This window comes from Streptomyces sp. NPDC102283, from assembly GCF_044766265.1.
Classification (GTDB): domain Bacteria; phylum Actinomycetota; class Actinomycetes; order Streptomycetales; family Streptomycetaceae; genus Streptomyces.
This window is the reverse complement of the sequence record NZ_JBIWLQ010000013.1, coordinates 13,090-34,889: the sequence shown is the minus strand read 5'-3', so window position 1 is coordinate 34,889 and position 21,800 is coordinate 13,090. Positions and strand designations below refer to the sequence as shown.

General features: G+C 73.2%; 15 protein-coding genes. 3 read left to right on the top strand and 12 right to left on the bottom strand.

The window, feature by feature from the left end:
- Nucleotides 1-300: 300 nt before the first annotated feature.
- Nucleotides 301-2,514: a tetratricopeptide repeat protein gene (locus ACIRJT_RS24765; RefSeq protein ID WP_403912732.1), complete on the top strand. Its 2,214-nt coding sequence runs from the start codon at nucleotides 301-303 to the stop codon at nucleotides 2,512-2,514.
- A gap of 102 nt (nucleotides 2,515-2,616) precedes the next feature.
- A complete protein-coding gene (locus ACIRJT_RS24760; RefSeq protein ID WP_403912729.1) occupies nucleotides 2,617-4,236 on the top strand; it encodes a phytoene desaturase family protein in 1,620 nt (539 codons plus the stop codon).
- A 19-nt stretch (nucleotides 4,237-4,255) separates the two neighbouring features.
- Here ACIRJT_RS24760 and ACIRJT_RS24755 read toward each other — a convergent pair whose 3' ends face one another.
- From ACIRJT_RS24755 to ACIRJT_RS24705, 11 genes are all read right to left on the bottom strand, one after another.
- Complete coding sequence (locus ACIRJT_RS24755) at nucleotides 4,256-5,230, bottom strand: acetylxylan esterase (protein ID WP_403912726.1); 975 nt, start codon at nucleotides 5,228-5,230, stop codon at nucleotides 4,256-4,258.
- A 4-nt stretch (nucleotides 5,231-5,234) separates the two neighbouring features.
- Nucleotides 5,235-7,652, bottom strand: coding sequence for a polysaccharide lyase 8 family protein (locus tag ACIRJT_RS24750; RefSeq protein WP_403912723.1), 2,418 nt, complete (start codon nucleotides 7,650-7,652; stop codon nucleotides 5,235-5,237).
- Nucleotides 7,653-7,738: 86 nt separating this feature from the next.
- Entirely contained in the window at nucleotides 7,739-8,890 is a 1,152-nt protein-coding gene (locus tag ACIRJT_RS24745) for an SGNH/GDSL hydrolase family protein (RefSeq protein ID WP_403913165.1), read from the bottom strand.
- Complete coding sequence (locus ACIRJT_RS24740) at nucleotides 8,887-9,969, bottom strand: DUF1565 domain-containing protein (protein ID WP_403912720.1); 1,083 nt, start codon at nucleotides 9,967-9,969, stop codon at nucleotides 8,887-8,889. The genes ACIRJT_RS24745 and ACIRJT_RS24740 overlap by 4 nt, the downstream gene beginning before the upstream one ends.
- Nucleotides 9,966-10,607, bottom strand: a complete 642-nt coding sequence (locus ACIRJT_RS24735) for a hypothetical protein (RefSeq protein WP_403912718.1) — start codon at nucleotides 10,605-10,607, stop codon at nucleotides 9,966-9,968. Before ACIRJT_RS24735 ends, ACIRJT_RS24740 begins: the two co-directional genes overlap by 4 nt.
- Nucleotides 10,608-10,610: 3 nt before the next feature.
- Nucleotides 10,611-12,596: a hypothetical protein gene (locus ACIRJT_RS24730; RefSeq protein ID WP_403912715.1), complete on the bottom strand. Its 1,986-nt coding sequence runs from the start codon at nucleotides 12,594-12,596 to the stop codon at nucleotides 10,611-10,613.
- Nucleotides 12,597-12,599: 3 nt separating this feature from the next.
- Entirely contained in the window at nucleotides 12,600-14,393 is a 1,794-nt protein-coding gene (locus tag ACIRJT_RS24725; RefSeq protein WP_403912713.1) for a heparinase II/III family protein, read from the bottom strand.
- Nucleotides 14,381-15,145, bottom strand: coding sequence for an SDR family NAD(P)-dependent oxidoreductase (locus ACIRJT_RS24720; protein WP_403912712.1), 765 nt, complete (start codon nucleotides 15,143-15,145; stop codon nucleotides 14,381-14,383). The genes ACIRJT_RS24725 and ACIRJT_RS24720 overlap by 13 nt, the downstream gene beginning before the upstream one ends.
- Nucleotides 15,146-15,217: 72 nt before the next feature.
- Nucleotides 15,218-16,147, bottom strand: a complete 930-nt coding sequence (locus tag ACIRJT_RS24715; protein WP_403912709.1) for a carbohydrate ABC transporter permease — start codon at nucleotides 16,145-16,147, stop codon at nucleotides 15,218-15,220.
- Nucleotides 16,134-17,099 (bottom strand): carbohydrate ABC transporter permease, encoded by a 966-nt coding sequence (locus ACIRJT_RS24710; protein ID WP_403912707.1) that lies wholly within the window; start codon nucleotides 17,097-17,099, stop codon nucleotides 16,134-16,136. The genes ACIRJT_RS24715 and ACIRJT_RS24710 overlap by 14 nt, the downstream gene beginning before the upstream one ends.
- Nucleotides 17,100-17,111: 12 nt before the next feature.
- Nucleotides 17,112-18,377, bottom strand: a complete 1,266-nt coding sequence (locus ACIRJT_RS24705) for an ABC transporter substrate-binding protein (protein WP_403912704.1) — start codon at nucleotides 18,375-18,377, stop codon at nucleotides 17,112-17,114.
- A gap of 225 nt (nucleotides 18,378-18,602) precedes the next feature.
- Between ACIRJT_RS24705 and ACIRJT_RS24700 the strand changes: the two genes are divergently transcribed.
- On the top strand, nucleotides 18,603-19,706 hold the full coding sequence (locus ACIRJT_RS24700) for a LacI family DNA-binding transcriptional regulator (RefSeq protein ID WP_403912701.1): 1,104 nt from the start codon (nucleotides 18,603-18,605) through the stop codon (nucleotides 19,704-19,706).
- Nucleotides 19,707-19,726: 20 nt separating this feature from the next.
- Here the strand turns inward: ACIRJT_RS24700 and ACIRJT_RS24695 are convergent, their stop codons facing one another.
- Nucleotides 19,727-21,691, bottom strand: coding sequence for a serine hydrolase (locus ACIRJT_RS24695; RefSeq protein ID WP_403912699.1), 1,965 nt, complete (start codon nucleotides 21,689-21,691; stop codon nucleotides 19,727-19,729).
- Between the last annotated feature and the right edge of the window lie 109 nt (nucleotides 21,692-21,800).

The following is a 21,800-nucleotide window of genomic DNA, read 5'->3' as shown; positions in this document are numbered from 1 at the left end:
CCGCCCCCGTGCACCGCCGGGCCGGCGGTGCACGCGCAAGAACGACGCCTCTCCGCCACGCCCCGACCCCGGGCTCCTCGGGCCCCGGTCGGTCACCTGGCAGGTGCACGGCGTCGACGGACCGGAGCTGCGGCTCCGCGCGTCGGCAGCTGCCGCCCGGTCATATCCTCGGGGCGATGGCACGGCTGGGGCCCGACAGCCGCCCCGCCGCGTACCGACTCCGCGGACCGGCCGCCATACTGGACGGGCCGGGGAGGGCACAGCGTCAGCAGCGGGAACAACGGGGGCGGGAAGCGGCAGATGGCGGACACCAGGCTGATCCAGAGCCGGTACCGACTGCTCGAACTGATCGGGCGAGGCGGCATGGGCGAGGTGTGGCGCGCCCGCGACGAGTCGCTGGGCCGTCAGGTCGCCGTCAAATGCCTCAAACCCATGGGTCCCCAGCACGACCAGGCGTTCACCCGCATCCTGCGCGAACGTTTTCGGCGCGAGGCCCGGGTGGCCGCCTCCCTCCAGCACCGGGGCGTCACGGTCGTGCACGACTTCGGAGAGCACGAGGGCGTGCTCTACCTCGTCATGGAGCTGCTCGACGGGCACAACCTGAGCCAGCTCCTTCAGGAGAACCAGCAGCACCCGCTGCCCGTCGACCATGTCGTCGACATCGCGGAACAGGTCGCCGACGCCCTCGGCTACACCCACCGGCAGGGCATCGTCCACCGCGACCTCAAGCCCGCCAACATCATGCGCCTGACCGACGGCACGGTGAAGATCTGCGACTTCGGCATAGCGCGCCTCGGCCACGACATCGGCATGACCTCCCGCCTCACCACCACCGGCCTCGCCATGGGCACCCCGCACTACATGTCGCCCGAGCAGATCAGCGGCAAGGAGGTCGACCACCGCAGCGACCTCTACTCGCTGGGCTGCGTCCTGTACGAGATCGCCACCGGCGTACCGCCCTTCGACCAGGACGACGCCTGGGCCGTGCTCGTCGGACACCGTGACACTCCGCCGGAACCACTGCGCACCCACCGTGCCGACCTGCCCGGCTTCTTCGACCGTGTCGTCCTCGACCTGCTCGCCAAGGCCCCCGAGGAGCGGCCCGTCGACGCGGGCGACCTGCGCCGCCGCATCGTCCTCGGCCGGACCGGCGAACAGCCCGCGCTCGGGCCGGGGCCCCTCGCCCTGTCCGGCGCCGAGCGGCCGGCGGCTCCGCGCCCGAGGGCCCTGCCCGCCTGGACCCGCTCCATGACCGCCGGACACCGGGCGACCGGCGCGACGGGCCCCGCCGCCAGGCGGCCGGACCCGGCCGCCGGGCTGACGGGCCGGTGGACCACCGGCACCCGGCACTCCGCCACCGCCCCGCACTCCGGCCCCGCCGCATCCGGGCCGGCCGGGCTCCCCGCCTCCGATCTCCTCGCCACGCTCGACGGCCGACACGGCGCGGGCATCGACCTCGGCCGGCTGGGCCGCTGGGAGGAGGCGGGCGAGGTGCACCGGGAGGTCGCCGCCCAGCGTGGCCGCGTCCTCGGCCCCGACCACCCCGACACCCTCGCCAGCCGTTACGAACTCGGCCTCACCCTCAGCCGTACGGGCCGGGCCGAGGAAGGGCTGCGCGAGTTCGCCCGGGTCGCCGAGGGCCGCGAGCGCGCCCTGGGCGCCGACCACCCGCAGACGCTCGCCGCCCGCCAGGCGACCGCCCACGCACTGGGCCGTCTCGGCCGGCACGCCGAGGCCCACCAGGTGTACGAGGCGGTCCTCGCCGTCCGCGAGCGCGTCATGGGCCCCGACCATCCCGACACCCTGCGCTGCCGCCACAACCTGGCGTTCAACCTCAGCCGGCTGGGGCGGCCCGAGGAGTCCTGGCAGCTGGCCCGGGAGGTCGCCGACGCCCGCGCCCGGCTGCTCGGCCCGACGCACCCCGACACCCTCACGACCCGTTACGAAGTGGCGTACTCCCTGGGCAGGCTGGGCCGCTGGGCGGAGGCGCTGGAGACCTTCCAGGACGTGGCCAGGGCCCGCGCGGGCACTCTCGGGCCCGATCACCCCGACACCTTCGCCGCCCGCTACGAGACCGGCATCAGCCTCGGCCGGCTCGGCCGCGACGCGGAGGCCCTGGAGCTGTACCGCTTCCTCGTCGCCGACCGCACCCGGACCGCGGGCGCAGCCGACCCCGAGACGCTGCGTGCCCGCCACGGCCTCGGGGTCAACCTGGGGCGGACGGGCCGCTGGGAGGAGGCGCTCGCGGAGGCACGCGAGGTCTGCGCCCTCCGGGAACGCACCCTGGGTCCCGATCACCCGGACACCGTGGTCAGCCGCCGGGAGGTCGCCGCGGGGCTCGGCTGGCTCGGCCGGTGGAGCGAGGCGCTGGTGGCGTACCGGGAGGTCGCCGAGGCGCGCGGCCGGGTGCTGGGCCCCGACCACCCCCAGACGCTGGCGGCCCGCGACGACGAGGCGCACTGCCTGGAGCGGCTCGGACGGTCGGCGGAGGCCGCCGGACCGCACCGCACCTGATCCGCCCGCCCGTCCCGCGTCCGTCCCGGCCTCGGCGTCCTCGCGCGACCGGGACGCACGCCACCTCTGGCCGGGACGGAAGGCGGCGTGTTACGAAGGTGCATGCCCGCACCCCAGACACCCGAGCCCCGGTCACCCGCAGGTCGGCCCGCCCCCCAGGGGGCCTTCGGCCCCGGTGCGCCCGCCCGCGGCCGCTACGACGCCGTGATCGTGGGCGGCGGCCACAACGGCCTGGTCGCCGCCGCCTACCTGGCCCGTGCCGGGCAGTCGGTCCTCGTCCTGGAACGTCTCGGCACCACCGGGGGAGCGGCGATCTCGACCCGCCCCTTCGCCGGGGTCGACGCCCGGCTCTCGCGCTACTCCTACCTGGTGTCCCTGCTGCCCGACAAGATCGTCCGGGACCTCGGCCTCGACTTCGCCGTACGCAAGCGGACCGTTTCCTCCTACACGCCCGCCGTGCGCGACGGACGCCCCACCGGGCTGCTCGTCGCGGGCCACGGGACCCGGGGGTCCTTCGCCGCGTTGACCGGCGGCGAGGGCGAGTACGCGGCCTGGCAGCGGTTCTACGCCATGACGCAACGGCTCGCGGCACGGGTCTTCCCGACGCTCACCGAGCCGCTGCCGAGCCGGGACGCGCTGCGCGAGCGCGTCGACGACGCCGATGCCTGGCGGATGCTGTTCGAGGAACCGCTCGGGGTGGCCGTCGAGGAGAACTTCACCGACGACCTGGTACGCGGGGTCGTCCTCACCGACGCCCTGATCGGCACCTTCGCCGATGCCCACGACCCCTCGCTGCTCCAGAACCGGTGCTTCCTCTACCACGTGATCGGCGGCGGCACCGGTGACTGGGACGTCCCCGTGGGCGGCATGGGCGCGCTCACCGACGCGCTGGCCGGGGCCGCCCGTGCGGCGGGCGCCGAGATCCGCGTACGGCACGAGGCGACCCGGATCGAGACCGACGGCACCCACGCCGAGGTCACCGTCCGCACCCCGGACGGACAACACGTCGTCGCGGCCCGCCGCGTGCTCGTCAACGCCTCACCGCAGGCCCTCGCCACCCTCCTCGGCGACACCCCGCCGCCGCCCGCCGAGGGCGCGCAGCTCAAGGTGAACATGCTGCTCACCCGGCTGCCGAAGCTCCGCGACCGGTCCGTCGACCCCCGGCAGGCCTTCGCCGGCACGTTCCACATCGCCGAGGGGTACGGGCAGCTCGCCGACGCCCACCGGGACGCTGCGGCCGGACGGCTGCCCGCCGCCCCGCCCTCCGAGATCTACTGCCACTCGCTGACCGACCCCTCGATCCTCGGCCCCGACCTCGCCGCACGCGGCTACCAGACCCTCACCCTCTTCGGCCTGCACGCCCCGGCCCGGCTCTTCGCCGCCGACAACGACGCCGCCCGCGCGGCCCTGTTGAGGGCGACCCTGGCCGAACTGGACGCGCACCTGGAGGAGTCGGTCACCGACTGCCTGGCCCTCGACGCGAACGGCGAACCCTGTATCGAGGCCAAGACCCCGCTCGACCTGGAGCGCGATCTGCGGCTGCCCGGCGGCCACATCTTCCACCGCGACCTCTCCTTCCCGTACGCGGACGAGGGCACCGGGCGCTGGGGTGTGGAGACCGCGCACGTCAACGTGCTGCTCTGCGGGGCGGGCGCGGTGCGCGGTGGTGGCGTCAGCGGGGTCCCCGGCCACAACGCGGCGATGGCCGCGCTGGGCCGGTGACACCGTCCCCTCGGCCGCCTCAATCCTCGAAGACCCCCCGCAGCGCACCCAGCTTGCGCGGCAGGTCGTACTCGGCGCCGCCCTCGTGCCCGTTGTACGGGAACACCTCGATCTCGGCCGGCCCCGCATAGCGGTGGTAGGCCGCGAACACCGTGGAGGAAGGGCAGATCCGGTCCATCAGCCCCACCGAGAACCACGCGGGAGCGCTCGCGCGCGCGGCGAAGTTGACCCCGTCGAAGTAGGACAGGGTCTCCATCGCCTCCTCGACGCGGAAGCGGTGCCCCGACAGCCAGCGGGCTATCTCCGCGTACGGTCCGGCGTCCGTGATCTGCGAGGCCCGCCGGTAGTGGCAGAGGAACGGCACGTCGGCGACGGCCGCCGCCACGTCGTCCCGCAGCCCGGCGACGGCCAGCGCGAGCCCGCCGCCCTGGCTGCCGCCCAGGACGGCGACCCGCTCGGAGTCCACCGCGTCATGGGCCTTCGCCGCGTCGACGGCCCGGACCGCGTCGGTGATGAGCCGCCGGTAGTAGTGCCGGTGGGGGTCCTCGATGCCCCGGGTCAGGAAGCCCGGCGAGGACGAACCGTGACCCTCGGGTCCGATGTCCGGGGTGTCGGCGGTGTTCTTGCCGCCGCCGCCCTGCCCCCGGTTGTCCATCACCAGGTGCGCGTAACCGAGCGCGCTCCAGGTCAGCCACGTGTACGGGATGCCCCGGCCGCCGTTGTACCCGACGTACTGCACCACGGCGGGCAGCGGCCCGGGGCGCTGCTTCGGCAGCATCAGCCACGCCTTCACCGGCTGCCCCTCCCAGCCCCTGAACGTCACATCGAGTACGTCGACGGTCGCCAGTCCCGTCCCGTACGGCACGAACCGGGCATCGACGTCGTGCCGGGCGCTCTCCGCGAGGGTCTTCTCCCAGAAGGCGTCGAAGTCGGCCGGTTCCTGCGGCTCGGGGCGGTACTCCCGCAGCCGCTCCAGATCCATGTCGAACAGCAAGGCTCTAGCTCCTCTTCAGGGTGAGGTCGAGGGTCGCGCCGCGCAGCCCCGACGTGTCGGCGGTGATCCGGATGCCGCCCGGCGTGCGCGCCGCGCTCACCCGGGGGCCGCCCGACGCGAGCGTCAGCCCGCGTCCGGCCAGCTCGACGACCACGGTGGACCGCAGGTGGGTGGGGTCGGACAGGGCGACGCCCACGTTCCGCCCCTTCGGGCGCACCAGGACGGACGCCGGACCGTCGCAGCTCAGCTCCCGCGCCGAGCCCGCCTGCCAGAAGTTGGCCGCCAGCAGCCCGTCCGCACCGCGCCGCACCGCGTGCACGGCGGTCGAACAGGCGGCCAGCTCCACCGGCGGCGCGGCCGACAGCAGCCGGGTGCGCCCGGCCGAGGCGGCGGGGAGCTGGAGGTAGAAGTAGCCGGCCCCGCTCGGAGCCGCGCCGTGGTCGTGCCAGAGCGTCAGATACGGGCGGGTGACCGGGGTGTCGGTGCCGTACTTGCGGTTGATCTCCCGCCAGGTCGCGGTGCGCTCCTCGCGCAGGGCGCGCACGGAAGCGGGCCGGGGGAAGACGTACCCGCCGGTTCCGGCGAGGTGCAGCCACCGGACGTCCGCCAGCTCGGCGGACCAGCCGGCACTGTCCGGGGCGGCCGTGCCGTCCACGAGGAGCGCGGCCCGCGGGTCGCGCAGCTTGCGGTTCTCCACCACGGTCTCGGCGGTCCCCGCCTCCGCGGTGATGCCCGAACCGACACAGGCGATGACGTCGTCCAGGCAGAACCAGCTCTTGAGCCCGTGCAGGGTGCTGCCGAAGGCCCGCAGCTCCATCCCGTACGCGCCCAGCGTCGTGTCCGGGAGCGCGGTGCCGCCGGCCCAGTCGGCGGTGCTGGTGGTGCGCTGTCCCGCCGCGTCGGCCGGGCGCCCGGCGATGACGGTGGTGCCGGGCAGCCTGGCCGGGTCGACGGTGGGCCAGTAGTCCTCGCTGTAGTGACCGAGATCGTCGGTGTACAGCAGCACCATCCCGTCCGAGAGGTGCCAGCCGCGCAGGTTCTCGTTCTGGATCGACTCGTAGTTGTAGATCCGGGTGGAGTACGCGGAGATGCCGAGCCCGAACGCGGGGCGGTGGTGGGCCGCCTTGTCCATCAAAGGATGCTGCTTGTGGGCGACCAGCGGGCCCCGGGCCGGGACGGCGGAGGCGATCGCACGCTGCGCGGCGACCAGCGAGGCCAGGTCGGTCACGGCGAGGAAGTCCCGGTAGCCGTCCTCGGCGATCCACTGCTTCACCAGCGCCGTGAACCGGTCGGCGGGCTCACCCGGGAAGCACGGGATCAGCCGCAGCACCGCCTCGACGACCGTCTGCGCCGACGCGTGCCCCTGCTTGCTCGGCCGGGCGATCTCCCGCCCGCACACCGACGCCATCACATCGCCCCGGAACATCAGCGGGTCGAAGCCGTCGTCCACCCAGCCCCGCACGTTGTCGAGATCGGGATCGGTCACCGTCCACGCCGTACCGGCCAGCAGGTTGAGCAACCGGGACAGATTCCCCAGCAGCTCCTTGCCGTAGCCGCCGTTGTACGGATGCTTGTAGTGCTGGAGGAACGAGCCGTCGGACGAGAACCCCTCTCCCGTCCCGGCCGCCGCGCCGCCGGTGTCGTTGAAGGCCAGGACGCTGTTGGCGCCCGAACCCTCGACGTCGGACAGGGCGTCACGGACCCGGACCAGCGCGTCGCCGTCGCCGCGCAGCACCGCGTTGACGGCGACCACGGTGGAGACCCACACCCGGTTGGCGCCGGTCGCGATCTGCCGGTTCACCCGCCACAGGTTCGGGTCCGGCGTGTAGTGGAGCACGGCGGCCGTGACGCGTTCCAGGCGCTCCGCGCCCAGCTCGTCGTGGAGCAGCACCGCCGTGTCGTTGAGCGCGAGCGCCGCGCCTATCTCCCAGTCCCAGTCGTTGTCGAAGCGGGTGTGCTCGGGGCCGTAACGGTGGGTCAGCATCCAGTCGACGCCGCCCAGCAGCTTCGCCAGCAGCGCCGTGTCACCGTGCTGCGGGGTGCCGGGTACCGCCCAGGCGGTGGCGGCCGTCGCCAGCCGCTTGAACGACGTGGTGACGTGGTTGGAGAGCGTCGTGCTGGTCAGGTCGGGGAACAGCCCGTCCGTCCGGGACGGGTCGAGGCCGGTGGCGGCGGTGGCCCCGGCCCGCCCCACGCGGGCGGTCGCGGCGACGATCCGCTCGTCGTCCCGGTCGAGGCCGGGGCCGCCGGTGAGCAGCGTGTGCCAACGGCTGCGCAGCGCCGCGGCGTCCTCGGCCCCGGTCCGTGCCGTGCCGGACGCGGCGTGGGCGGGACCGGCGAGGGTCAGGGGCAGCGTCGCCGCCGCGCCCAGGGCGGCCGCACCGGTCAGGACGGTGCGCCGGGTGGTGCCTCGGTTCGTCATGTCGCCTCTCACAGAAGGTGTCGGCTCACGGAAGGTGTCGGCCGGTGCGAGATGCCGGCCGGCCGAGGATCTCGGTCCACGGCGGCTCACAGAAGGTGTCGGCGGTCGACGGCGGCGGCGAGCGCCGCGTGACCCGAAGGGCCCGGATGCAGACCGTCGCCGCTGTCGTGCGCGGGGAGCATCCGAGAAGGGCGGTCCGGGTCGCGCAGCGCGGCGTCGAAGTCGGCCACCCCGTCGAAGATGCGCCCGGTGCGCACGGCCAGGTTGATCTGCCCGCGGACCGCGTCCAGCTCGGGAGACCAGCGGGTCCACCCCTCGAACGGGGTGATGGTGGCGCCCACGACCCGCAGCCCGGCGCCCCGGGCGCGCAGCGCCACCTGCCGGTATCCGGCCAGGACCTGGTCCGGGCCGCTCTGGCCCGGCGGCCGCTGGAGGTCGTTGACGCCCAGGTGCACCAGCACCGTACGCAGCCCCGGCAGCCCGAGGACGTCGCGGTCGAAGCGGGCCTGGCCGCCGGGCCCGAAGCGGTCGTCGTCGAGCAGCAGCCGGTTGCCGCTGATGCCGAGGTTGGCGACGGCCGAACCGGGCAGCCGCCGCGCCAGCTGGTCGGGCCACCGCAGATCGGCGTCGTCGGGGGTGCCGACGCCCTCCGCGATGGAGTCGCCGAACACCGCGACCACCGGGCCGCGCGCCCCGGTGGTCTCCACCCCGGTCAGCAGGAGGACCGACCGGGTGCGCACCCCGTCGACGGTGTGCCAGGCATGGGTGTTGCGGTGGAAGGAGAGCGGGCCGGTCGGGCCGGGGACCCGCGTCCGCACCTCCAGCCGCGCCCCGTCCGCCACCCGCAGCCCCGCGACGGGGTCACTGGTCAGACTCGCGCCCGCCGCCAGCCACTCCTGGCTCCGTCCGGCGAAGGTCACCGGTCGGCCGCCCGCGGTCACCGGGCCGACCAGCACGGGCGCGGTCCCGAAGGCGTTCGCGTACCGCAGCCGCACCGCTCCGCCCGCCGACAGCCGCAGCACGGCCGTGCAGTCGCCGTCGGTCAGCCCCGCGTACGCCACCGGGTCGGTGGCGGTCGGCGCGGTCTGGGCCGTGGCCCAGGACGTGGTCCAGCCCGAACGCGCGGGGCCGGCCGCCCCCGCCGCGCGCGCGTCCGTCGCTGTGGCGGCGACCGCGGCGGCCCCGGCTGCCGCCGCCGCGTACAGAACCCCGCGTCTCGCGGGCCCCCGGCCGCTCACTTCGGGCACACACCGGTCGGGTCGTAGGAGCTGCCGTAGGTACCCACGGCGTCGCCACCCGTGTTGCCGCTCATGGTGTTGGAGCAGACCGGGCCCTGCGGGGTGCGCATGAACTTGATGCCGCCGCCCGCGTTGCCGGTGATGGTGTTGCCGTAGACGGAGGTCGCGGTGCCGTCCGTCGCGGTGTCACCGCCTAGCCGGACGCCCGCGCCCACGTTGTCGTGGACGGTGTTGTAGCGGAAGATGTTGCCGCTGCCCCGGGCGTCGAGCCCGCCGGAGCTGGGGTCGCGCTGGCCGCTGCAGTCGTTGTGCTCGACGTAGTTGTTGGTCGCGTTCTCCTTCACGTCCACGCACTCGTTGCCCCGCGTGACGATGGTGTTGTGGTGGACGCGGTTGTTCCGGCTGACGTCGGCCGCCGCGTCCGGTGCCCCGTTGGATCCCTGCTGTTCGGGAGCCGTGCCGAGGTAGATCCCCTCGCCGTTCTTCCCGCCCCCGTCGAACACGAAGTCGGCGACCCCGCAGTCCGTGATGGTGTTGTCGTCCACCTCGGCCCCCGTGACGAGATAGCGCAGCCGCAGGCACTCGTCGGCGGCGTTCTTGAGGGTCATGCCGGTGACGCGCAGGCCGCCCACCCCGTTCCCGGGGGTCGTGCTCATGACATAGATGAGTTTGAGCCGGTAGCCCGAAACGTCCGAGGCCGAGCCGTGCAGCCCGTCCACGGTGAAGCCGCTGAGCGTCGTGCCGTCGTGCCGGACCTGGATGATCCGGGCGTCGCCCGCGCCCTTCACCACGGCGTTCGACGGGCCGGTGACGGTGACCCCGGCCCGCGCGGTCACCACGTCCTGCCGGTAGGTGCCCGGCGCCAGGTTCACCACCGCGCCCGACGGAGCCAGATCCACCGCCTTCTGGATCGTGGCCAGCGGAGCGCCCGCCGACGTACCGGAGTTGGCGTCGCTGCCGGACGGCGACACGTAGTACGCGCCCGCCGCAGGGGCGGCGGCCGAGGGCGTGGTCACGACGAGCGGGGCGAGGCCGACGACGAGCGCGGCGGCCAGGGCGGTGCGCGGTGGACGGGTCACGAGGTGTGCCTCCTGGGATCGGCGAAGGACAGGGCGAGCAGTACCGGAACGCTCGGGCCGAGCAGCAGTGGCCCCAGCGGTACGACGAGGGAGAGCAGGGCGGCGGAGATCGCCGCGCCGAGCAGGGCGGTGCCCCGGGCAGGGGAGCCGAAGCCGAGTGCCAGCGCCCCGGCCGACCAGGACCGGACACCGCCGTCCGGCTCCCGGCCCGCCTCGGCCGCGAACGCCACATGATGGATCACGAACGCCGCTGCGATGCCCACCTGCGCGGCCAGCAACGGGAAGGTCCACGCCTCCGAACGGCCCAGCAGATGCAGGGTGTTGCCGACCAGGACGACCGCGACGGCGGTGGACAGCAGACCGTGGGGCCACAGCGCGCGCCAGTAACCGCCGAAGGCGGCCAGCGTGTTGGCGAAGCATCGGCTGTCCCCGTCCACCCGCCACCGCTGGAGCGCGCGGCCCATCGCGGCGAGCGCCGGCAGCCAGGTCACCACGCCCAGCGCCAGCAGCGTGAACGCGGCCCCGGCGGCGGCCGGGTAGGCGACGAACTCCAGCCGGCGCAGCAGCGTCGGCCAGCCCGACGGGGTGGCTTCCGGAACGGGCGGCGACGCCACCGCCCCGGCGAGAGGGGTCCCCATGATCTACCCGACCTTTCCTGTGTACGGATCCGTTACGTCGAGGAGTACCCGGTCCGCCAGCTCCAGCCGGGTCGCCGCCACGACGTACGGGGCTCCGGCGGCGGTGAGCAGGACGGCGGCGGCGTCCGCCGAGATCCCCACCCCCCGGATACGGCGGGCGACGGGGGAGAGCAGCACGCTCTCCTCGCCGTCCGCGAACCGCACTCCGTGGCCCTCGGTCAGCTCCGCCCCCGCGACCGGGCACGCGGCGTCCGGAGTGATGGCGGTGAGGAACAGGCCCGCGCGGCAGGCCGGGGTGGTCACGTCCAGCGTGTGCAGGGTGCGGGTGAGCCGCAGTTCCGGAGTGCTGGACGTCGGATTCGCCGCCACCTCCATGACCCCGGTGCGCACCGACGCCTCGTCCGGGGCCAGCCGCCGCACCCGGGCGGTGGCCTCGCCGGACCTGATCAGCCGGCTGCCGTCGCCGTGTTCCTCCGTCGGCCGGTCCGTCCGGAGCAGGAACGTCCACTCCCGCGGTTCCTCCGACTCCGCCAGGTCCAGGAGGGCCAGGCGCCCCGCCGGGGTGAACACCAGGGTCCGGTCCAGCCGGCCGACCCCGAGGGCCGGGTCGTACATCGCGGCGATCTCCGCCGTGGCGTGCGCCCATCCCTCCTCGTCGCCCACCAGCACGTCCCGCTGCCGGGCCTGCCGCAGATAGGGAATCCCCTCGTAGACGTGGTAGCGGTCCTCGTCCGCGTACCCCTGCCCGTCGACCAGCAGCAGGTTGTGGTGCTCCGCCCGCTTGCGGTTGCTGTAACCGTCGTCCACGGCCAGGTGGGCGCCCCCCGACAGCAGGACGAAGGAGCCCGAGTCCGGGTGGTGGTGACCCTGGTTCAGCGTCTCGTGGCCCAGCTCCGCCCGGTGCTTCGCGCTCGTCTCCCAGGCCCGGTGACCGCCGCCCGGACTCGCCTTGAACGACACCGCGGTGGCGTCCGCGTCCCAGCCGGTCCGGGCCGCGAGCAGCCCGAGGTCCGGGAAGAAGGCCCGGGTCGCGGTGGGCCGGGCCGCAGAGACCGCCGGGTCGTACCAGAGGTATTCGAGATACGCCTCCGGCAGGATGCCCGGCCGCACCCCGCTGTGCTCCGCCTCCGTCCACAGCAGCTCGCCCGATGCCAGGTCGCCCAGCCACTGCGCCTCGGCGATGCCGTACTGCGCGGCCAGCCGGTAGTAGAGCCCGGCGCTGTGGCCGCTGCGCCGGTCGTGGCAGTCACCGTGGTCGATCGTGAACGCGAAGCCGGGGGCGCTCTGGTGCAGCCGGTAGCCGAAGGTGTTCGCCATGAAGCCTCCCCGGTCCCACCAGTCGACACCCTCGGCCTCCGCCAGCAGATCCAGATGGATCGCCAGGAACGGGACTCCGTAACGCCAGTAGACGACTCCCTCCGCGTGCGAACCGTCCTCGGGCAGCACCTCCAGCACCGTGGCGAGGTTCGACTTCGCCCGTTCGGTCCACTCCTCCTTGCCCAGCACGTAGCCGGCCGTCGCCAGACCGGCATAGCAGATCCAGTTGTGGTTCTGCCAGTACGAGGACGACCACCAGCGGCCCTCGCTCGCCACCGCGAAGTCGTAGAGGCGACGCCCCTGGATCAGCAGCTTGTAGCGGAGCAGAGCGGCCACGTCGTCCGGCAGGTCGTTCCCGATCCAGCGCAGGGCGAGCGCCAGGTGGTGGAGCAGCCAGCCGGCGTCCAGGTCGTGGTCGGGCATATGGGCCCGGCCCCAGTGCGGCAGCCGTGACGCCGCCTCGATCCAGCGCACGCTCTCCGCGAGATCGGCCGGGTCGCCGCCGATCCGGTAGGCCAGCGCCGGGTTGGACGCGGCCGGGCCCAGCCAGGTGATGCTGGCCGGCGGGTGGGTGCGGGGCGGGGCCAGCCCGCGGTGCCGGGCCGCCTCCTCCCGCACCCGGGTCTCCTGGGCGGGGCGCGGACCGGGCGGCGGGGTCGCCGAGAGCAGCACGGCTCAGCCCTCCGTCCGGAAGCGGGACCGCGAACCGTCCGCCAGCTCCACGGTCAGCTCCATGCCGTCCAGCCGCACCTCGCTCACCGCGGGGCCCGCCGACGCCGCCTGGTAGACCGAGGCGAAGACGACGTGCGCTCCATCGGCCGTGAAGTCGACCCGGGGCAGGGCGCGCTGCGGGTCGTCCGCCGGACCGGGACCCGGGAGCGTGAGGGGGCGCACCGGCACCCCGGCGCTCCGGGTGTGCCAGCCGTGCAGCGTCTCGTCCCCGTACCAGGTGGTGCGCACCGGGCCCGCCGCCTGCACCTGCACGTCCAGCGCGGTGCCGGGCCGCAGTTGGGCGGTGACGCGGGGGTCCTTTCGGCCCGTGACCTCCACCGTCAGCAGGTCCACCAGATAGCACGGGCCGACGGCCACCCGGCGGACCGCCCGGACACCCTCGTACGCCTCCGTCACCTCAACGGTCACCGAGACGGCGTCCGCCGCCGTCAGCGCACCGGCGCACTCGGCCTGCTCGGCGCCGTCCACCCGGAACGTGGGGTGGGCCGCCGTCGAGGTGTACAGGTCGCGGAAGTCCGGGTGGGCGTACGGCACCTGGCCCGGGTCCGGCTGCCACGCGGTGGTGTCGCCGTACAGATACAGCGAGAGCTTGTCCCGGTGGCCGTGCGATCCGCCGTGCGGGCCGAAGTCCACCAGGGCGTGGATGCCCGCCGCCCGCAGCACCGCGTACCCGGTCGAGGGAAACACGGTGACCGGGGCGGAAGCGGCCCGTCGGGGGAGCGGCGGCCCGGCGAACCAGCCGCCCAGCTCACGGTCCAGCGCGTCGTCCGCGTCACCCAGCTCCGCACGGACCCGGTCCGCCACCGCGTCCAGCGCGTCCGACGGCACCGACTGCCGGGCCAGCGCGATCAGTTCCAGCCACTCAAGACCGAGAGCGTCGCGCCGGTAGGGGCCGTCGTGCAGGGCGGGCAGCACACCGCCCGGCGTCGCGACGGCCGCCAGCACGTCCGTCATCCCCGCCAGCACGCCCACCACGTCGGTCGGCAGGGCGGACGGATCGGTGGAGCGCAGCGCCAGCAACGCCGCCCGCAGCACGAAGCCGTGGTAGTAGGTACTGCCCTCCCACTCCCAGCCGTCGTCCGCGACGGCCACGCGCAGATGCGCGTACAGCCCGTGCTCGCCCTCCAACCAGCACCCGGCGCCCTCCCATGCCGTGGACCGGACGGCCGCCGCCGCCCGGCTCGCCGCGACACCGGCCGCGTTCAGCCACGCCGTGTAGTTGGAGGCCAGGTGGCCCTGGGCGGTCAGCACGTCCCGGGCCTCCAGCGCCGCTTCCTCCAGGGCCTCCAGCAGCGGCAGCACCGCCGCCAGATCCCCGGACTCCTTCTCCGCGAGCGTGATCACCGCGTGCCCGACGTTCACCGCCCAGATGGCGTCCGTCAGCGCCTGGTGGAAGAGCCGGCCGCGCAGCATCCAGCCCTGGGCCTCGCCGTGCCGGTCGGCGGCCAGCTCGGCGTACAGGCCCGCGTACTCGCCCAGCCGCTCCACCGCCTCCGCCCGCTCGCCCCGGTGCGCCAGCACCCGCAGATGACGGGCCCAGGCCTGGTGCGAGAGGACCAGCCACCCGCCCCGTACCGCTTCGGTGTCCACCCGGCAGCCGTGCGCACACCGCGCACCGCCCTCGGGGAACACCCCGGCGAGGAGGTCGCCGTGCTCCAGCTCCACTCCGTGCGCCGGGCATACGTACGCGTGCCACCAGCCGCCGCGCTCCCGCGCGATCCGCCTCAACGCGGCCATACGCCACCGTCGATGTCCGTCGTGGTCGCCGTCAGGAAGCCCGAGGCGGGCGAGGCCAGGTGGACGACGGCGGACGCCACGTCCTCGGGGGTGCCCGCGCGGCCGACCGGGATGCCCGCTTCCATGGCCTGCTGCGCCGCGGGCGCGGTGAAGGTGTCGTGGAAGGCCGTGCCCTTGATGAAGCCCGGCGCGACCGCGTTGACCGTGATGCCGGTGCCGGCCAGCTCCTTGGCCAGGCCCTTGGTGAAGCCGCGGATCCCGGCCTTCGCGGCGGCGTACGCCACCGAGCCGGGGCCGCCGCCGTTGTGCGCGGCGAGCGAGGACATGGTGATGACGCGTCCGGCCGGGGACCGCGTCAGATGCGGCAGCGCCGCCCGCACCGTGCGGAAGGTCGAGGACAGGTTGGTGGAGATCACCCGGTCGAAGTGCTCGTCGCTCATCTCGGCGATGGTCGAGCGGCCGACGAGGTGACCGGCGTTGCAGACCAGGATGTCGAGTCCGCCGAGGAAGCCGGCCGCCTCCTCGACCAGCCGGTCCACGTCCGCGGTGACGGTCGCGTCGGCGGCGAACGCCTTGGAGCGCCTGCCCAGCGCCTCGATCGCCGAGACCGTGTCGGCCGCCCGGTCGGCGGAGGAGTGGTAGTGCACGGCGACGTCGGCGCCGGCCTCTGCCAGTGCGAGCGCGATGGCGCGGCCGATGCCGTGCCCCGCCCCCGTCACCAGCGCGCGGGAGCCCTGAAGATCAGCAGACATGGGTGAAGCCCTTTCGGTTTCCGGCCGCCGGGGGCCGGATGCGGTGCCCGGCCACAGGCGGCCGGGGGCCGGTCACTTGAGACCGGCGGTGGCGAAGCCCTGCACGAAGTAGCGCTGGCCGACGAGGAAGAGAAGGACCATGGGAAGGGTGGCGAGCGTGGTGCCGGCCATCAGGAAGTGCCACTGGGTGCCGTTCTCCGTCTTGAAGACGGAGAGCCCGACCTGGATGACCCGCAGACTGTCCGTCCGGGTCACCAGCAACGGCCACAGGAAGTTGTTCCAGGACGACTCGAAGGTCAGCAGCGCCACGGTGGTGAGCGCCGGCTTGACCTGCGGCGTCATGATCCGGGCGTAGATGCGGAACTCGCCGAGGCCGTCGAGGCGGGCCGCCTCCTCCAGCTCCACCGGCAGGTCCAGGTAGAACTGGCGGAAGAGGAAGACCGCGAACGGCGTCACCGCACCCGGGACGATCAGGGCCCACCAGGTGTCGAGCCAGCCGCTCCCGCCCTGACCGAGGATGTCGTTCCCGCCGGCCAGCGGCATGAAGCGGACGATCAGGAACTCCGGCAGCACCTTCGTGTACGTCGGGATCATCAGCGCCGCGATGAACAGGTAGAAGATCACCTCGCTGCCGCGGAACCTGATCCGTGCCAGCGCGTACCCGGCCATGGAGGCGACCAGGACGTTCAGCACGGTGTGGCTGATCGCGATGATGAAGCTGTTGCGGGCGTACGTGGCGAACGGGGCCGCCCGGAACGCTTCGACGTAGTTGCTGAACTGCCAGCTTCCGGGCAGGAGTCCGGCGTCCTGGGACGCGATCTCCACCGGCGACTTGAGTGAGGTGATCACCATCCAGACGAACGGCACCACCATCAGCAGGGAGATCACCGACAGTGTGATGTAGAGCGCGATCCGGCCCGGGGACACCGGCCGCCTGCCGCCGTGCCCTCGCGCTTTCGCGGCGCTCACGTCCACCGGCTTCCGCGTATCAACTGTGGCCACGGGTGCCTCCCATGATCCGCCGGTTGACCAGGGTGAAGCCCATCAGCAGCACGAACAGCACCAGGGACTGGGCGCAGGCGTATCCGACGCGGAACTCCCGGAAGGCGGACTTGTAGATCTCGTAGGTCATCATCGTCGTGCTGTTGGCGGGGCCGCCGTCGGTGAGGATGTAGATCTGGTCGAAGGACTGGAACGCGCTGATCATCGACGTGATGAGCACGAAGAACGTGGCGGGCTTCAGCAGCGGCAGCGTGATGGAGAAGAACTGCCGGACCTTCGAGGCGCCGTCCACCGACGCCGCCTCGTACAGCTCCCTGGGGAGTGACTGGAGCGCGGCGAGATAGATGAGCATCTTCATGCCGATGCCCTGCCAGATGCCGACCAGGATCACCGAGGGCATCGCCCATGTCGTCGAGGAGAGCCAGGCCGGGCCGTCGATGCCGAGGAACGACAGCAGTGCGTTGAGCAGGCCGTTGCCCGGGTTGTAGATCCACAGCCAGACCAGGGCGATGGCGACCGTGGCCGTGACCTGGGGCAGGAAGACCGCGGTGCGGAAGACGCCACGGGCCTTGAGGCCGGTGTGCAGGGCCATGGCCAGCAGCAGGCCCAGCAGCATGCCGAACGGCACGGTGAAGAAGGTGTAGACGACGGTGTTGACGATGGACTTGCGGAAGACCGTGTCGTCCAGCATGTCCCGGAAGTTGTCGAGACCCACGAACTGCGGGGCGGTCAGCACGTCGTACTTCGTGAACGCCAGGACCACCGCGGCCAGTACCGGCAGGCCGATCCACAGCGAGGCGTGCAGCAGCGCGGGCGCCACCATGAGCATGCCGGCCCGGCGCCGTCGGCGTCCGGGGCCCGTGGGGGTCCGGCGGGTGCGCCGGGTCGGCGCCGATTCAGGAGGTGCGGGCGGCCGCACGGGCCGCGCCTTGAGTACGGATGTCGCTCCCACAGTGACGGGTCCTCACATCCGGCCGATGGCGGCCTCGGCGAGCCGGCCGAGCTCCGCGATGGCGTCCTTCGCCGACTGGTCGCCCACGATCGCGGGCTCCAGCGTCGGCACGATCTTCTCGCGGATCTCCATCCAGGCGGCGGTGCCGCCCTCGGACGTCGCGTGCTGGAGGTTCTTCAGGGAGAGGTCGACGAACTGGTTCTCCTTGACGTAGGCGGTGTCGCTGAGATCCCGCAGTCCGGGCACCGAACCGCGCTGCTGGGCCGCGCCCAGGATCGATTCGGGGGTGGCCAGCCACTCCACGAGCGCACGGGCCGCGGCCGGGTGCCGGGAGCTCGCCGACTGGCTGACGAGCGTGCCGCCCTGGAGCATCGCGGGCCTGCGGTTGGCCAGGACGAACGAGCCGAGCTTGTCCTGCTCGATCAGCTCCGGGCTCTGCTCCTTGACCTGGACCCACAGAGCGCTGGTCGTCATCATCATCGAGCCCTGGCCGGTCTGCACGTTCGACGGTGCTCCGACGTCGGTCTTGCGCGCGTAGTCGGCCGAACCGTCGGCCACCAGGTCCTTGAAGAACTGGAGGGCCTCCACCCCGCGGGCGTCGGTGAACAGCGGCTTCCTGCCGTCCGCGCTGAACAACCGGCCGCCGTTGGCGAAGAGGAAGGTCTCCCAGCACTGGCGCAGATTGATGGAGAAGGGGTCGAACCCGACCCGACCCTTCCTCGTCAACTGCTTTGCCACAGCGTGCAGTTCGGACCAGTTGGCGGGCGTCTTGCGGATGCCGGCCTCGGCGAAGTGGTCCTTGCGGTAGACCACGATGCGGGTGTCGAGCACCACGGGCAGGGCGTACAGCTTGCCGTCGTGACGCGAAGGCTCCAGCACCCGCTTCTCGTAGTCGTGGGTCTTCGCCAGCTTCTCGGGCAGTTCCGCGATCGCCCCCTTGGCGGCGAACGGCGGGATCCAGCCGACCCCCATCATCAGCACGTCGGGCAGCAGGCCGCCCGCGAGCCCGGTGGTGATCTTCTCGTTGAGCTGGTCGTACGTGGTGTAGTCCACGTTCACCTCGACGTCCGGATACTTCTTCCGGAACCCGCCGAGGATGTCGCCCTCCAGCAGCTTCTTGCCCTTCGCGCCCTCGTAGATCGGGGTGAGGAGGGTGATCTCGCCCTCGGCGGGACCGTCGGCGGAGCCGGCCGCCGAGGTGCCGGTGCCGCAGCCCGTGAGCGCGGCGGCGGTGCCCGCACCGATGGCGGCGAGCAGCGACCGTCTGTTGAGTTCCATGAGGCACCCCTTTTGAGGCGGAGTTTGTGGATCGATCCAGTGACGGTGTCCCAGCCATGGCTGGGAAGTGCTGGTAAATCGATGCACTGAGACTAGGAATGCCCCTGGAGCGACGTCAACAGCTGATGCACAAAAATTTTTCGAGCAAGTTACGGGTGTATCGGTAGAGAGACGTCAGTAAATCGATACACTAGAGTCGTCAGGGAGTTTCGAACCGGAGGTGGCATGAGCGGGGTAACGATCCATCAGGTCGCGGCGGCTGCGGGCGTTTCCGCGAGTACGGTCTCCAACGTCCTCAACGGGCGCACCGACCGTATGCAGGCGGCCACCCTGGCCCGTGTCGAGCAGACCATCGAGCGCCTCGGCTACCGGCCCAACCGTGCGGCGCGCATGCTGCGCACGGGCCGCATCAAGGTGATCGGCCTGATCGTGCCCTCCGTGGCGAACCCGTTCTGGGGTTCGCTCGCGCGGGAGCTGGAGGCCATGGCGCTCGCCGAGGGGTACCACGTGCTGCTCTGCAACAGCGAGCGCGACCCCGCCCGGGAGCTCAAGTACGGCGAGGAGTTGTTGGCGGACGGGGTCAGCGGAGTGGTGCTCTGCTCCTCGCTGCCCTCGCTCGAACACGTCGAGCCGCTGCTCAGCCGGGGGCTGAAGATGGTCGCCTTCGACCGCACGGCCCAGGCCGGCGACCCGCCGTCACTGGCGAGCATCAGCGTGGACAACGCCATGGGGGCGGAGCTGGCCACCCGCCATCTCCTCGAACTCGGCCACCGAAGACTCGCCTTCGTCTCCGGCTCGGTCAACAGCGTCAACCGCCGCGAGCGGCTCCGGGGTTTTTGCGCCGCGCTGGAGGAGGCGGGGCTCGACCCGGCCGACGCCACGGTCTGGCCCGGGGCGGACACCGCCGAGTTCGGCGACAAGGACGCGGCCGAACTGGGCCGCAAGGCCGCCCGCGAACTGCTCTCCGGGCCCCGCCCGCCCACCGCGTTCGTCGCCATCAACGACATGTGCGCGATCGGGATCTGCCGGGGCGCCAAGGACGCCGGGCGCACCGCCGGGCGCGATGTGTCGGTGGTCGGCTTCGACGACATCCTGCTCGCCGACCTCTTCGAGCCGCCGCTCACCACCGTCCGCCAGCCCCTGACGGAGATGGCGGCGGAGACCTTCCAGCAACTGCGCGCCCGGATCGAGTCGGCGCCCTCGGCGGGCCGCTCCCTGCTGATCCGGCCGCGGCTGGTGGTCCGGGAGTCGACCGCGCCTGTGCCCGTGGGCGTGGACGCGGCGAGTCCGGGCGCGGTGGCTCCGGGCGCGGTGGCTCCGGCAGGGTGAGGGGACCGGTCGCCGGGGGCTCAGTCCGCCGAGGGCGCCCAGCCCGTCGCCTCGATCCGGCCGGCGTCCCGGGGCCGCTCCGCGTCGAAGACCGTGCGGGCGCCGTCGCGGACCCGTAGCCCGTCCACGTACGCGCCGCGTCCCACGTACAGCCGGTCGGTGGCGTAGCGCCACCGCAGGCGTACGTCCCGGCCGCGCCAGGCCGTCAGGTCCGCCTCCAGCCGGTGCCAGACGCGCCCCGACCAGCCGGTCGCCGAGCCCGCCGGGTGCGGCCGCGGTTCCGGGCGGTGGCCGGGGCCCGGCGCGAGGGTGGTGAACGGCACCGGCTGCCAGTCCTGCCCCGCCGACGCTTCCAGGAAGAGGCCGTCGGCGGCCGGTTCGGTGTCCCACCACAGCGCGCACTCCAGGCGGGCCCGTGTGGACTCCAGGCGCAGGGCGGGCAGGGTGAGGGTGGCGGTGGACGCGCTCGCCATCCCGGAGAACCACGCGGTGCGCCCGCGTTCGGGCCGGACCGGAACGGCCCGCGCCAGCTGGTTGGCGGCCGCCACACGGGGCGCGCTGCCCGAGCGCCAACTCCTGACCGGATGCACGGAGTTGCCGAGCACGATGAGGAAGGTGTCGGTCGACGGGTCGAGCACCAGGCTGGTCCCGGTGAATCCGGTGTGCCCCGCACTGCGCGGGGTCGCCAGCGCGCCCATGTACCAGTGCTGGTAGAGCTCGAAGCCGAGGCCGTGCTCATCGCCCGGGAACGCGGTGTTGAAGTCGGTGAACAGCAGGTCGACCGACTCCTCGGACAGGATCCGGGAGCGACCGTAGACCCCGCCGTTGAGGAGGGTCCGGGCGAGGACCGCGAGGTCCCAGGCGCAGGAGAACACCCCGGCGTGGCCCGCCACTCCGCCGAAGCCGAAGGCGTTCTCGTCGTGCACCTCGCCCCAGACCAGCCCGCGATCGAGACCGGACCAGGGCGGCCGGGCGTCCTCGGTCGCCGCGATCTTCGGCTTCCAGGAGGCGGGCGGGTTGTAGCGGGTGCGGTGCATCCCGAGCGGGGCGGTGATCTCGTCGTGGAGCAGCGCGTCCAGCGGGCGGCCGGTGATCTTCTCCAGGATCAGCTGCAGCGAGATCAGATTGAGGTCGGAGTAGAGGTAGGCGCTGCCCGGGGTGCTCGCCGGGACCTCCTCCCACAGCATCCGGAGCTTCCCCTCCCGGGTCGGCTCCTCGTAGAGCGGGATCCACGAACGGAAACCCGAGGTGTGCGTCAGCAGGTGGCGGACGGTGATGTCCTGCTTGCCGCCGCCCGCGAAGTCCGGGAGGTAGGCGGCGACGGTGGCCTCCAGTTCCAGCTCGCCGCGCTCGATCTGCTGGACGGCCAGAAGCGAGGTGAACAGCTTGGAGATCGAGGCAAGGTCGAAGACGGTGTCCTCGGCCATCGCGATCTGCTGGTCCGCCGGGAACTCCACCCCGGTGTCGGTCTTCTCGTCGTACGCGGCATAGCGCACCGCCTTGCCGATCGGCCGGTGCAGCGCCACCGTCCCGCCCCGCCCGGCGAGCAGGACCGCGCCCGCGTACCACGGGTGCGCGGGGGAGTCGGCGAGGTAGGCCTCGGCGTCCCGGACGAGTTGGTCCAGCGGGCCCTCCAGCAGCCCGGCGCGCGCGGCGCTCCCGCGCCGCAGCGTGGGCCGGTGCGCCCCTGACTCCATGCCCGCTCCCGTGTCCGCAGCCTCGTCCGCCGTCCCCGCGCCCGGCCCGTTCCGGGCGGTCGCGCCCGCGAGCGGAATCGGCGTCAGCGCGAGGGCGCCGCCCAGCGCCAGTATCCCGCCGCCCAGCCGCCGCCGGGCGATGCCGCTCCCGCCCACGCGGGCGCCGGCGCCCTGGTCTTCGGCCGGACGCGGGCCGCTCGTGGAGCCGCGGCCCCCGGCCCGCTCGGGACCCCCGCGCGCGCCCCGCCCTTCCTGCGCCCGCCCGTTGCCCCGCATGTCCCCGGTCATCCGCAACTCCTTCCCGCGCCCGACGTCCGGTCACGGGGCCCTGCCCGTGCGCCGGAGCCTGCGCGAAAGTAACTTCCGAAATCTCGCCGATCAGTGAAAGTTCCTGCCG